The 13,115-nt window shown below is 66.2% G+C and carries 11 protein-coding genes and 1 tRNA gene; 3 read left to right on the top strand and 9 right to left on the bottom strand.

Features of this window, described 5'->3' with window-relative positions:
* Positions 1-66 precede the first annotated feature (66 nt).
* Positions 67-1,782, bottom strand: coding sequence for a septum formation family protein (locus tag N2K99_RS14000; RefSeq protein ID WP_227932926.1), 1,716 nt, complete (start codon positions 1,780-1,782; stop codon positions 67-69).
* 277 nt (positions 1,783-2,059) lie between these two features.
* On the opposite strand from N2K99_RS14000, the gene N2K99_RS13995 reads away from it, so the two are divergent.
* On the top strand, positions 2,060-2,293 hold the full coding sequence (locus N2K99_RS13995) for a DUF3073 domain-containing protein (RefSeq protein WP_146361664.1): 234 nt from the start codon (positions 2,060-2,062) through the stop codon (positions 2,291-2,293).
* 161 nt (positions 2,294-2,454) lie between these two features.
* On the opposite strand, the gene purM is transcribed toward N2K99_RS13995, so the two are convergent.
* The 5 genes from purM to N2K99_RS13970 all read right to left on the bottom strand — a co-directional run bounded on the left by purM (position 2,455) and on the right by N2K99_RS13970 (position 6,955).
* Positions 2,455-3,564 carry a phosphoribosylformylglycinamidine cyclo-ligase gene (purM, locus tag N2K99_RS13990; protein ID WP_227932927.1) on the bottom strand — a complete coding sequence of 370 codons (1,110 nt, stop codon included), beginning with the start codon at positions 3,562-3,564 and terminating at the stop codon, positions 2,455-2,457.
* The gene (purF, locus tag N2K99_RS13985; protein WP_227919184.1) at positions 3,561-5,129 is read right to left on the bottom strand and encodes an amidophosphoribosyltransferase; all 1,569 of its coding nucleotides are present in this window, start codon (positions 5,127-5,129) and stop codon (positions 3,561-3,563) included. Before purF ends, purM begins: the two co-directional genes overlap by 4 nt.
* 50 nt (positions 5,130-5,179) lie before the next feature.
* On the bottom strand, positions 5,180-5,500 hold the full coding sequence (locus N2K99_RS13980; protein WP_227919183.1) for a hypothetical protein: 321 nt from the start codon (positions 5,498-5,500) through the stop codon (positions 5,180-5,182).
* Positions 5,501-5,580: 80 nt separating this feature from the next.
* A complete protein-coding gene (locus N2K99_RS13975; protein WP_227919182.1) occupies positions 5,581-5,946 on the bottom strand; it encodes a sterol carrier family protein in 366 nt (121 codons plus the stop codon).
* Between the two features lie 4 nt (positions 5,947-5,950).
* Positions 5,951-6,955, bottom strand: a complete 1,005-nt coding sequence (locus N2K99_RS13970; RefSeq protein ID WP_227919181.1) for an asparaginase — start codon at positions 6,953-6,955, stop codon at positions 5,951-5,953.
* Positions 6,956-7,260: 305 nt separating this feature from the next.
* Here N2K99_RS13970 and purD point away from each other — a divergent pair, with 305 nt between their 5' ends.
* Both purD and N2K99_RS13960 read left to right on the top strand, forming a co-directional pair.
* On the top strand, positions 7,261-8,604 hold the full coding sequence (gene purD, locus N2K99_RS13965) for a phosphoribosylamine--glycine ligase (RefSeq protein ID WP_227932928.1): 1,344 nt from the start codon (positions 7,261-7,263) through the stop codon (positions 8,602-8,604).
* Positions 8,601-9,506, top strand: a complete 906-nt coding sequence (locus N2K99_RS13960) for a phosphoribosylaminoimidazolesuccinocarboxamide synthase (RefSeq protein WP_227932929.1) — start codon at positions 8,601-8,603, stop codon at positions 9,504-9,506. Before purD ends, N2K99_RS13960 begins: the two co-directional genes overlap by 4 nt.
* Before the next feature lie 66 nt (positions 9,507-9,572).
* On the opposite strand, the gene N2K99_RS13955 is transcribed toward N2K99_RS13960, so the two are convergent.
* From N2K99_RS13955 to N2K99_RS13945, 3 genes are all read right to left on the bottom strand, one after another.
* A tRNA-Pro gene (locus N2K99_RS13955) sits at positions 9,573-9,649 on the bottom strand.
* Between the two features lie 142 nt (positions 9,650-9,791).
* Positions 9,792-10,742, bottom strand: coding sequence for a metallophosphoesterase (locus tag N2K99_RS13950; RefSeq protein ID WP_374200025.1), 951 nt, complete (start codon positions 10,740-10,742; stop codon positions 9,792-9,794).
* Positions 10,742-13,084, bottom strand: coding sequence for a transglycosylase domain-containing protein (locus tag N2K99_RS13945; RefSeq protein WP_227932930.1), 2,343 nt, complete (start codon positions 13,082-13,084; stop codon positions 10,742-10,744). The genes N2K99_RS13950 and N2K99_RS13945 overlap by 1 nt, the downstream gene beginning before the upstream one ends.
* Between the last annotated feature and the right edge of the window lie 31 nt (positions 13,085-13,115).

Here is a 13,115-nt window from a genome sequence, read left to right as displayed (position 1 = left end):
CGAAAAGCACAAAGGCGCGCGGCGGCTGATGCCCGCCGCGCGCCTTTGTGCTGTTGCCTGGGGCGCTTACTCCTGAACCAGGGACTCGGTGAGTTCCTGGCCCTCAGGGGCGAAGACAATGCAGTCCACGCGGCGGTCACCGGAGGCCCAGGTCTGCTCGGTGGGGATGGACTTGGTCAGCTTCAAGCCCGGGGACTCCGCGGCGGCGTCGGCATACTCCACAGCCGCGCAGACCTCGCTGACCCGCTCTTCCAGGGCGCCGGTGCCGGGGAAGGCCGCGTCCTCAGTGAAGCTGTCCGTGGCGACCAGCTGGGCGTTGTGCGGCGTTTCGCAGGTGACTACGGTGGCGCTGGAGTTGACGTCGTCCCAATCCTTCAGGCACGCGCCGTCCGCCAGCTCGAGAGGACTCACATCCTCGGAGATGACACCTTCCTCCTTGCCGTTAAAGACGAACACGAAAAGCAGGATGGCGACGACGGCGGCGAGCACAACGCCGCCGAGTACCAGCAGCAGGCGGGTGTTGCGCTTGCTCTTGCCGCTGTCCTTTGCCGCGGCGGGGGCGATGCCTGCCGGCGTCCCTGCCCCAGTTGCGGAGGCCGTGGCGCCGGAGGCAGCGCCGGACTGCTTGGATGCTGCCGTGGCCCCCGCTGCCTGGCTTTCGGCCAGCCGGCGTGACCGGCGGGTGTCGCCCGCCGGTACAGCTGCCGTCACGGGCTCCGGCTCTCCTGATGCGGCATCCGGGGCGACGGTGCGCTCCTGGGGTGCCGCGGTCATCGGAGCTGCCGCATTGATGCCGTGCAGGGGATGCGGTTCAGTGCCCCCTGCGGACGGTTCCTGCTCCGCTTCGGCGGCTGGTTCAGGTGTTTCGCCGGGCGCCGGAAGGTCTAGCCCGACGGCGGCTTCACCTTCGGAGCCATCGGCCTTGGAGTCATCTGCACCGTCGCCGGGGGCCGCGGAGTCTTCAGTACCCCGATCCGGCATGGCTTCAGCCTCCGCGCTGTCGGTTGTGTCTTCAGCCTCGGCACCATCGGCCTTGGAGTTATCTGCACCGTCGCCGGGGGTCGCGGAGTCTTTAGTATCCCCGTCCGGCACGGCTTCAGCCTCCGCGCCGTCCGGCACTGCTTCAGCCTCCGCGCCGTCCGGCACGGCTTCAGCCTCGGTCCCGTCCGGCACAGCGGTACCGGCAGCCGACTCAGACTCGGAGGCCGTTGCAACGCCGTCCTCGGGTGTTGGACCGGAAAGAGTGGTCGCCTCGTCAGTTTCTCCGGGCTCATTGGCGCCGGCAGCGTTGGCGTCCACCTGGACTTCCGTCCCGGCAGGAGCGGGTTCCAGTCCGGACAGGCGCCCGGCTTCCGCCGCGTCGGCCTCGGCTGCAGCGGTTTCCGAGACAACCTGGTCGAGGGACGCTGCTTCCACGGCGTCATCACTCAGGGCCGGCTCGGCCAGGGAAGGTTCTTCCAGTTCGAGTTCCTCCGGTGCTACCACCACTGGCTCCGGGGGAAGATCCAACGCAGCGGTTTCGTCACCGTCGGGTTCAGTTCCGGCGGCCATAGCCGGGGCATCCGCTGCGGAGCCTGCGCCGTCAGCCCCTTCGGCGGCGGCCATGTCAGCGTCTCCGGCACCCTCGAAACTGCGTTCCCAGACTCCGGCGTCGTGGTTTCCGTCTTCGGAGAGCCACGCGGGGGAGTCCGAATGCGCGCTCAGATCGGGGAAGGCACCCGGCGTACTTTCCTTCTCCGGTGGCGGATAAACCGCTTCCGGTGTACTTTTCTGATCGCTCATGGTGAACGTCTGTCCTCCCTGTAGGCGGTGGCATGATGCACCCCAAAACTGTCTCTACCCCCGACTTTAGCCAATATCGGCGGGTGGGCGCAGGGACCGGCGTGCCGGAGGCGCTGTGCTAATGCTCGGGGAATACCCCTCGCCGCGGTCGAGGGGGCACAAGCCAGCGGGAAAACATGTAACCTGTACTTACGACAAATTGACCAAATATTCCGGGGCCCTCGTTCATCTGCCCGAACGACTAACCTCCGGATCGACGCAAAAAGGGGGTCACGCCATGGGGCGCGGCCGTCAAAAGGCAAAAGCAACCAAGCAGGCTCGGGAGATGAAGTACTTCACCCCTGCCACGGACTACTCGGCGCTGCAGCGTGAGCTCTCAGGACCGACGAGTCGTCCATCCAGTCGATATCCCGAGGAGCCGGCTGAGCCCGACTACTCGGCGTACGAAGATAAGTACGCGGATCAATTTGGCGACGATGACGATGATGAGGGGAACCGCCGCGTAGGCTAGCGGTAATTTCCTCAACGACGTTGGCCAATTGCCTCCTTCAGCGGATCACCTTAGGGTGGGTCCGCTGAATGGCGTTAAGCCTGTAAGTAAGTTCCTGTTTTAGAGCAAGGCCCCGCACCGGCGTATCCGGTGCGGGGCCTTGCTCTGTTCGGGGGGAGTGCTTAGGCGTAGGCCCCGACCAAGCGGACCGCACCGCCGTCAACGCCCTTGGCACCCTGTACAAAATCGGCATCGGTGCCGGACGGCGTTTCGATCCCGCCGACAGTGCCCATGGCCCAGGCGGGGACGCCGCGGGCCGCGAGGCGCTCAAGCGCGGCGTCCGCGCTTCCGGCGTCGACGATCGCCACCATGCCGACGCCGAGGTTCAGCGTACGTTCGAGGTCCGGCTGAGGGACGTTGCCCAGTTCGGCGATCAGCTTGAACACGGGTGGCAGTTCCCAGGTGGAGCGGTCCACCGTGGCCTGCAACCCCTTCGGCAGCACGCGTGCCAGGTTTGCTGCCAATCCGCCGCCGGTCACGTGGCTGAAACCGTGCACTCCGGCCGCGTCGTAGCGGGCGAGGTCCAGGCAATCCGCGGCGTAGACACGGGTAGGTTCGAGCAGTTCCTCGCCCAGGGTGCGTCCCAGTTCGGAAACCTGGCGTTCAAGCTGCCAGCCGGCATGGTTGATGACGCGGCGGACCAGGGAGTAGCCGTTGGAGTGGATTCCCGAAGATGCCATGCCGATGACTACGTCGCCGTGGCGGACGCGGTCCGGGCCGAGGAGCCGGTCCGCCTCCACAACGCCCGTGGCAGCGCCCGCGACGTCGTACTCGTGCTCACCCAGCAGACCCGGATGTTCGGCGGTTTCCCCGCCCACCAGTGCCGTGCCGGCCACCTCGCAGGCAGCCGCGATGCCGCGGACTATGTCGGCGATGCGCTCCGGCACTACTTTGCCGCAGGCAATGTAATCCGTCATGAACAGTGGCTCGGCTCCCACCACCACGATGTCGTCCACCACCATGCCCACAAGGTCGAAGCCGATGGTGTCGTGGATATCCATGGCCTGCGCAATGGCAACCTTGGTTCCGACGCCGTCCGTGGACGTTGCGAGCAACGGCTTCCGGTAGCGCAGCAGCCGGGAGGCGTCGTAAAGGCCGGCGAAACCGCCCACCCCGCCCAGCACCGACGGATTGTGGGTGGCCTTTACGGCTGCCTTCATCAGTTCAACGGCTTTGTCGCCGGCTTCGACATCCACTCCTGCGGACGCGTAGGTGATGGGGGCGGCGTTCATACGGCTTCTTTCTTTTCGGCGTCGGTAAGCAGGTTCTCGTATTCGCTGTCCGGTCCCGGGTCACAGCCGTTGGAGCCGGCGTCCTCCGCGGGATTGGCGGGATTGCCGGGTTCCAGCAGGTTCTTCCCCAGCCGGTCCGCGGAGGGCAGTTCGATCGGGTAGACACCGGTGAAGCAGGCCGTGCACAACCGTTCCCGCGGCTGCAGGGTCGCATCGATCATGCCGTCTTCGGAAATGTAGGCCAGGCTGTCCGCGCCGATGGACGCGCGGATTTCCTCCACGGCAGCGCCGTTGGCGATCAACTCGGCCCGGGAAGCGAAGTCGATGCCGTAGAAGCACGGCCATTTCACCGGGGGAGAGGAAATCTTCACGTGGACCTCAAGGGCGCCGGCTTCGTGCAGCATCCGAACGATGGCACGCTGCGTATTGCCGCGCACGATGGAATCATCCACCACCACTACCCGCTTGCCGCGGATTACCGATTCGAGGGCGTTCAGCTTCAACTTGATGCCGAGCTGGCGAAGGGTCTGGCTGGGCTGGATGAAGGTGCGTCCAACGTAGGAGTTCTTGACGAACCCATGGGCAAAGGGAATGCCGGATTCCTCGGCGTATCCCACCGCGGCCGGGGTGCCGGATTCCGGGACCGGGATCACGATGTCCGCTTCGACCGCGTTTTCCCGTGCCAGCTGTCGGCCCATTTCGACGCGGGATTCGTACACCGACCGGCCGGCAATGGTGGCATCGGGGCGGGCGAGGTAAACGTACTCGAACACGCAACCGGCCGGCGTCGGCTCCCCGAAGGTGCGGCTGCGGACCCCTGACTCGTCAATGGCAATGAACTCGCCCGGCTTGATCTCCCGGATGAAACTGGCTCCCACCGTGGCGAGGGCGGAGCCTTCGGAGGCCACCACCCAGCCACGCTCCAGCCTTCCAAGCACCAGCGGCCGGACGCCGTAGGTGTCCCGCGCGGCGTAGAGGGTGCCCTCATCCATAAACACGAAGGAGAACGCGCCGCGCAGTTTCGGCAGCAGTTCCATGGCCGTGTCCTCAAGGGACCGTCCGTCGCTGCCGTTGAGCAGGGCGGTGACCAGGGCCGTGTCGGAGGTGTTGCCCTGGGCGATTTCGCCGGTGCGGGGCCTGCCTTCACGCTCGAGGATCAGCTCGTACAGTTCGGCGGAGTTGGTCAGGTTGCCGTTGTGCGCCAGGGCCACGGTGCCGCTCGCGGTGGCGCCGAGGGTGGGCTGGGCATTCGCCCAGTGGGAGGCACCGGTGGTTGAATACCGGCAGTGCCCCACCGCAATGTGCCCCAGGAGGGTATTGAGCGTGGTTTCGTCGAAGACCTGGGATACCAGCCCCATGTCCTTGTACACGCTGATGCGGTTGCCGTCGCTGGTGGCGATGCCGGCGGACTCCTGTCCGCGGTGCTGCAGGGCGTACAACCCGTAATAGGTAAGCTTCGCTACCTCTTCGCCGGGGGCCCAGACTCCGAAGACTCCACAGGCATCCTGTGGGCCTTTTTCGCCGGGCATCAGATCATGGGAAAGCTGTCCGTCTCCGCGTGCCATGTGTGAATTGTCTCATGGACAACCGGCGGCGCGGGCTGTGTGCGCAACCGTTACGACGGCGGCTGTTCCCGGCTTTCCGGTTCCGCGGGATCCACGCTCTCAACCGTGGACCGGCGGGCCCTGCGGACGCTGATCCAATCCAGGATGAGCGCGGTCAGGGCGCCCAGCAGCAGCCCCGGGAGGCCGAACATGACGGTGAAGAACCCGAGGGTGGCTTCACGCGTGAAGCTGGGGTTCTCGGCCCCGCCGTAAGCGACAAAGAGGGCAGCAATAAACCCGGCAACCACGCCCAGTGCCAGGAAAGGGACGAAACGGGGAGCGCGGCGGACCGTAATCTCGCGGCGCTCAGGGCTGTGCTGCTCGGAAACCATGCTTCGATTCTACCGGCCGGGCACTCTCCCGCCTGCCGATGGAGATCAGGCGTGGACGGGACGGATCCCGGCCGGGGATCCTAGGACCCGGTCCGGAAGAGCGGCAGCACATCGGAAAGGTCGGCGCGCAGCCCCGAGGCCGCCACCTTCCCCGCGGCAACGGCGTCGGCCCAGGACTGCCGGCCGGTGACCAGCGCCAGCCAGGTGGCGCCGTCGGTCTCGATGACGTTCGGGGGAGTGCCGCGGGTGTGCCGGGGGCCGGCGACGCACTGAGTCACCCCGAAGGGCGGAACCCGGACCTCGACGCTGTTGCCGGGGGCGCGTTCCGCGAGTTCCTCCAGGGCATAGCGCACCGCCATGGCAGTGGTGCCGCGGTCGGTTGCCCCGGCTGCCGCTGCCTGCAGTGCGGCCCGGCCGTCTTCGCCGGAGATCCGGCGCCGTGCCACGCTTCTAGCCCAGCAGCGCCGTGACCGGCGCACCCAGCCGCAGGCTTCCCACGGGCTGTCCGCCGCCGAGCACCGGCTGCATGATCTTGGTCAGCACCTTCTCCACGGCCAGCGGATCGACGGCGCCGCTGGCGGCCAGCAGCGTCAGGCCCACCAGGGAGGCGGCGCGGGTATTGCCGTCGAGCATCTTCAGCGCCACGGAAACGCCGGTGTCGGTGCCCAGCACCAGGACACCCTCGGCGCCGTTCTTGGCGATGATCCCCAGGTCCTCCATCACAACCGAGTTCTCGCGGCCGTGGCCGTGCACCGCCCACGGGTAGTCGAGCATCGCGGTGGCAACCGTTGCCGCACGGGCGTTGCCATGCTTGCCGGACGGCGCCTTGGCCAGCCGGCCGATGCCGCGGGCCAGTCCGGTCAGCGAGACAGCGGCCAGCGGCGCGCCGCAGCCGTCCACCGCCCAGTGCTGCACGGTTTCGCCGGTGAACTCCTCGATCAGCTCGGCGATGCGGCGCTGCAGCGGATGCTGGGGATCCAGGTAGGTTGCGTGGTCCCAGTTGTTCTCGGTGCACGCCCAGAGGAAAGCGGCGTGCTTGCCGGAGCAGTTGAACGCGATCCGCTGCGGCCCCCTGCCTTCGCGGATGAGTTCATTTCGGGCCTCGGTGTCCTGCGGCCAGTCCTCGGGGCACTGCAGGTGCCCCTCGGTGACGCCGGCGGCGGCCAGCATGCCGCGGACGACGTCGGTGTGTTCCCGGGAGCCGACGTGGCTGGCGGCGGCAAGTGCCACCTGCGGCCCGCGCAAGGGCACCCCGGACTGCATGGCCGCGACGGCCTGGAACGGCTTGAGCGTGGAGCGGGGGAAGATCGGCGTGGTGATGTCACCGAGTTCCGTGACCACGGTGCCGTCGGCGGCCATCACGACGGCGGAGCCGATGTGGCGGGATTCGATAAAACCGTTGCGCTCCAGCACTGCCAGTTCAACGGCGTCGGACGCGGTAAAAGTTGCGTTCATGTTCTTCAGTCTAAAGGGGTGCGGGGGGCGAACCGGCGATGACGGCCCCGGCACCGCCGTCGATCTCGCTGCCCCCCGCTGTTCCTCGGCATGCGCTGCACGACTGCAGCTTCCGCACTTCCACTATCGATCCGCCTCGGGCTACCTGCAAGGGACGCCGGCCTACAGGTACCGGACGCATGCCAAATAGGTAGCCCGGGATGTCGAGCCGCCGCGGACAGGCATCGCTGCGGCAATCCGTGCCGCGGCGTCATGTTGGGCAGGTGCTTTCAGGCGGTCCATCCCAGCAAGTACCCTGATCTACTGTGAAGGTTCTCGTAGTAGGCCCCGGCGGCCGCGAACATGCCCTTGTCCAAGCGCTCCTGGCCGATCCCTATGTCCGCGAGGTCCACGCGGCACCCGGGAACGCAGGCATTGCCCAGCTGGTGCCGGTCCACCCGGTCGAGGCCACCGACCCCTCCGCGGTCACGGATCTGGCCCGCTCCCTCGGTTCCGACCTGGTGGTCATCGGGCCGGAAGCACCGCTCGCGGCAGGTGCTGCCGACGCGCTGCGGGAGGCAGGGTTTGCCGTATTCGGTCCGTCGCAGGCCGCCGCCCAGCTCGAAGCTTCCAAGGCCTTCGCCAAGCAGGTCATGGCGGCCGCCAACGTTCCCACGGCCATGGCGCGCATGGCCGGCACCATGGAGGAAGCAGCCGACGCGCTCGACACCTTCGGCGCCCCGTACGTGGTCAAGGACGACGGGCTGGCCGCGGGCAAGGGCGTGGTGGTGACTTCGGACCGGAAGGAAGCACTGGAGCATGCCCGCGCCTGCTTCGAGGCGGGCGGAACCGTGGTGATCGAGGAGTTCCTGGACGGCCCCGAGGTCTCGCTCTTTGTGCTCTCGGACGGACGGCACGTGGTGCCGCTGGCTCCGGCCCAGGACTTCAAGCGGATTTTCGACGACGACGCCGGCCCCAACACCGGCGGCATGGGCGCCTACTCGCCCGTGGACTGGGCGCCGGCCGGGCTGGTGCAGGACGTGGTCCGCCGGGTCGCGCAGCCGACCATCGACGAAATGGCTTCCCGCGGCACCCCCTTCGTGGGCGTGCTGTACTGCGGGCTTGCCCTGACGACGCGCGGGGTGCGGGTCATCGAATTCAACGCCCGCTTCGGCGACCCGGAGACGCAGGCGGTGCTGGCCCGGTTGAAGACACCGCTCGGCGGGCTGCTGATGGCGGCGGCCAAGGGGGAGCTGGATGCCATGGAACAGCTCAAATGGGACCCGCGCCCCGCAGTCGCCGTGGTGGTGGCAGCGGAAAACTATCCGGGCAAGCCGAGGACCGGTGACCGGGTGCGGGGGCTGAAGAAAGCCGGGCGGCTGGAGGGTGTACACGTGCTGCACGCCGGAACCAAGCTCAAGAAGGACAAGGTGCACAGCGCCGGCGGGCGGGTGCTTTCCGTTGTCGCGCTGGGTTCGGACCTGAACGAGGCGAGGGACCGTGCCTACGCCGGCGTCGATCTGATCCGGCTGGAGGGGTCCCAGCACCGCACCGATATTGCCCTGAAGGCTGCCCGCGGCGAAGTGCGGGTTCCGGAAGGCAGCTCGGGGCAGGCGGGCAGCACCGCCGCCCCGGAAGCCGATGCGGCCCGGGAAGGGAAACTCGCATGAGCGACGGTACGGGCCATGCGCCCCAGCTGCCCGGCTGGCGGCACGTGTATTCGGGCAAGGTCCGCGATCTGTACGTGCCCGAGGGGGACGGGGACGACGCCGGCCGCGTGCTGGTAGTGGCCAGCGACCGGATCAGTGCGTATGACCATGTGCTGGCCAGCACCATTCCGGACAAGGGCCGGATCCTCACCCAGCTCAGTCTTTGGTGGTTTGACCAGCTGGGGGACATCGCGAACCACGTGATTTCCGCCCGGGAGGGTGTACCGGACGCGGTGGCCGGCCGGGCGATGATCTGCAAAAAGCTGGAGATGTACCCGGTGGAGTGTATTGCCCGCGGTTACCTCACCGGCTCCGGGCTGGCCGAGTACCAGGCCTCCCGGACAGTGTGCGGGTTGCCGCTGCCTGCCGGGCTGGTGGACGGTTCACGGATTGAACCGCCAGTGTTTACCCCCTCGGCCAAGGCCGAGCAGGGCGAACACGACGAAAACATCACCTATGAAGCAGTGGTGGACACAGTGGGTGCCGGCACGGCGGACGAGCTGCGTTCCCTGACGCTGCAGATCTACACCCGCGCCGAAGCCGTCGCACGGGAACGCGGGATCATCCTGGCCGATACCAAAGTGGAGTTCGGAAAGGATCCGGTTACCGGTGCGGTCACCCTGGGGGACGAAGTGCTGACCCCGGATTCGTCCCGTTTCTGGGACGCGGCACTGTATTCGCCCGGCCAGGCCCAGCCGTCCTTCGATAAGCAATATGTGCGGGACTGGCTTACCTCACCGGCCTCGGGCTGGGACCGGCGTTCCGATGTGCCGCCCCCCGCTCTCCCGGACGACGTCGTCGAACGCACCCGGGCCCGGTATGTGGAGGCCTATGAACGGCTTACCGGGGAGAAGTTCGTGTAGTCCCGGCATTTTGCTCTTGGCGCTTAACGCAAAAGGGCCGGTCAGATTTCTCTGACCGGCCCTTGCTGGTCGGGGTGACAGGATTTGAACCTGCGACCTCGTCGTCCCGAACGACGCGCGCTACCAAGCTGCGCCACACCCCGTAACCACTGTTTCGCTGAAGTGTTTGACGACCTCGCGAAGCAACTTTACAAGGATACTAGACAAATCCCGATTCCGCGAAACGGACGTTTTGAACGTCTCCGGCGGCACCTGCGGAAGGCCGGTCCGGCGCCTGGTCCGGGCTTAGGAGTCCCGCGCCGTCAGGGTCAGCAGGACCGCCTCGGGACGGCAGGCAAAGCGCACCGGTGCATAGCGCGAGGTGCCGATGCCGGCGGAGACGTTCAGCGGCACCCGGCGTCCCGCATGTGCCCAGGACGTCAGGCCGCGGGCCTGCCAGGTCGGCAGGTCACAGTTGCTGACCAGGGCGCCGTAGCCGGGAATGCAGACCTGTCCGCCGTGGGTGTGCCCCGCAAGGATGATCTCGGCACCCCCGCCGGTGAACTCGTTAAGTACCCGCTGGTAGGGAGCATGGGCGACGCCGATCTTCACTTCGGGCGCTGCGTTGTTCCCCGTGGATGCGGCTACGCCGGACGGTGCAAAGCCCTGATATTTGTCCCGCCCCAGGTGCGGGTCATCCACTCCGGAGAAGTTCAGGCGCAGGCCGGGCAGGTCCATCACGCTGCTGGTGTTGGTCAGGTTCTGCCAGCCGGCGTCCTGGAAAGAGTCGAAGAGGCTGCCCCAGGGCAGCTTCTCCGGCTCGCGCCGATGCTTGGAGGGGCCGGTGAAGTACGTGAACGGATTCTTCAGCACCGGGGCGTAGTAATCGTTGGAGCCCGGGACAAAGACGCCCGGGAAACGCATCACGGGTTTCAACGCTTCAAGCACGGCTGGCACTGCCTGCGGGTGGCTGAGATTGTCGCCGGTGTTGACTACCAGGTCCGGTTCCAGCTCAGCCAGGCCCTGCAGCCAGCGGACTTTCCGCTCCTGGCCGGGAACAAAGTGGATGTCCGAAAGGTGCAGGACCCGCAGGGGAGTGCTTCCGGTCGGCAGGACCCGGACTGTTTCTTCACGGACGCCGAAGAGGTTGCGTTCTATCAGGGAGCCGTAGGCGAGGGCCGCAGCGCCGGTGCCGGCGAGGCCGCCGGCCAGCCATGCTGCCTTCCGCCCCACGGAGGTGAGGGTCGAATCAGCCACTAGCCGTTACCGCCGCCGTTACCGCCGCCGTTGCCGCCGCCGTTGCCGTTGCCGCCGCCTTCACCGCCGCCACCGTTACCGTTGCCGCCGCCTTCACCGCCGCCGCCACCGTTACCGCCGCCGTTACCGTTGCCGCCGCCGTTGCCAGGCCCCTGATCTGCGGCAGGGGATGCCGGCGGGGAAGCCGGCGGAGTGGCGCGGGGCGGTGTTGTGTTGCCGACCATGCTGGCCGGGGGAGCGGTAAACGCGTTGGCCTCGTACTGGCCGGCAATCCTCTGGATGTAATTCTTCCAGGAGGGACCGGCGATCAGGGAGCCGTCGATCTCCGGGTAGGTCCGTCCGCCGATCAGCTTGTCGGACATGGTGGTGTTATTGGCTTTCCAGTTGCCGATCCACGAGGCGGTGACCATTCCGGTGCTGTAGCCCATGAACCAGGTCTGCGAACGGGTGTCGTTGGTGCCGGTCTTGCCTGCGGTGGGAACACCGACCTGCAGGTTCACACCGGAACCGTTGGTCATCACCCGCTGAGTGGCCATATTGACGCCTTGGGCAACCTCTTTGCGCATCACCTGCTCGCAGGACTGCTCCGGAACCTGATATTCGGTGCCGTCGGCGCCGGTGACAGACTCAAGCGCAATGGGGTCACACTTCACACCCTCGGCGGCCAGGGTAGCAAAACCGGTGGCCATGGACAGCGGAGAGGCGTCGCCGCCGCCGCCGAAGGTAGACGGCGGATCGACGGAGAGCATGTCCTCTTTGCCTTCCGAGCTCTTGCCGTTGTGGATTCCTGCGGCAAAGGCGATTTCCTGGAAGGAGCACAAATCCAGCTGGTTGATCTCCGCCAGGGTGATGGTGTTGTAGGACTGTGCCAGGCCGTCCAGGACGGTGGTGCTCTTGTAGTTCGTATCGCCGTAGTTGATGGGCGTCCACGGTTCAAGTGCCACGTAGCGGCCGCCGGGCAGGCACTTGGCGTTCCAGGAGTGCCCCGCGGGGTAGGTGCGCTTGGAACCGTTCAGGGTGGTGTTCAGGGTTTTGCCCGAATCCAGCCAGGCAGCAACGGTGAACGGTTTGTACGTGGACCCGGGCTGGAAACCGCCCAAGCCGTTGAGGGGTTTGGCTGGATCACCGTCTTGGTTGACGTCCACGTTGAAGTTCTGGACGGAGTTGCCATCCGCGAGTTCCGGCGTGTACCGGGTGTTCTGGGCCATGGTCAGGATCTTGCCGGTGCCCGGTTCGATGCTGACCATCGCGTGGCCGATCTCAGCGTCGGTGGTGTCCGGATTGGCCGTTTCATTGACGGCTGTCTGCGCGGCATTCTGGAACGTCGGGTTCAGGGTGGTCTTGATGGTGAGGCCGCCGCGCTTGAGCAGCTTGTCCCGATCTTCCTCGGTGGCGCCGAAGTTCTCGTCGTTGAGCACAAGGCGTGTTACGTAGTCGCAGAAGTAGGGGGCCTGGGAGGCACCAACGCAGTTGCTGGAAACCGGAGTGACCTGCAGGTCCAGTCCGGTGGCAACAGAGGCGTCGAAGTCTGCCTGCGTGATGCGGCCCTTATCCAACATGGCCTGGAGCACCAGGTTCCGGCGTTCCAGGGCGCGCTCGGGGTTCAGCTCAGGGCTGTAAAAAGTGGGGCCGTTGACGACGCCGGCCAGCAGGGCCGACTGGGCAATGGTCAGGTCCTTGGCGTCAACGTTGAAGAAGTAGCGGGCCGCAGCCTGGACGCCGTACGTGGTGCCGCTGAACGGAACGATATTGAAGTAGCCCTCAAGGATTTCGTCCTTGCTCAGCTCTTTTTCCACCGCAATTGCAAGCTTCATTTCGCGAAGCTTGTCGCCAACCGATTTACCGCCGCTGAAAACAACTTCCTCGTTGTTCTGCATGTTGGTGTCAATGATGACGTTGTTTACGTATTGCTGGGTGATGGTGGAAGCACCGCGCGTGCTGTCACTGGTGGCATTGGACACCAAAGCACCCATGATGCCCTGCAGGTCCACCCCGCCGTGATCGTAGAACCGGTCATCCTCGATAGCCAGCATGGCGTCCACCATATTGGGCGACACCTGGTCGAGGGTCACCGGCTGGCGGTTCTCCTCGTACACGGTGGCGATCAGGGAGCCGTCGTTTGCATAGATCTTTGACGGCGTGGCCAGCGCCCCACGTTCCAGTTCCGACGGAAGCTGGTCAAAGAACTGGATGGATCCGGATGCGGCTGTGCCTGCTGCTGCGGCTACCGGAACCAGGAGACCGGCAGCCAGGACTCCGCAAAGAGCACTGATGCCGAAGAACGCGACGAGCTTCCCGAGAGTGGTCGCCGTGTCAAAGAACGGTGATTTGCGTGCTGCCATGCGAGACAGTCTACAAGCACGTTACGCTTTC

It is taken from the genome of Arthrobacter sp. zg-Y1110, assembly GCF_025244865.1.
Classification (GTDB): domain Bacteria; phylum Actinomycetota; class Actinomycetes; order Actinomycetales; family Micrococcaceae; genus Arthrobacter_B.
The sequence above is the reverse complement of the archived record's forward strand: the minus strand, read 5'-3'. Positions and strand labels throughout refer to the sequence as shown.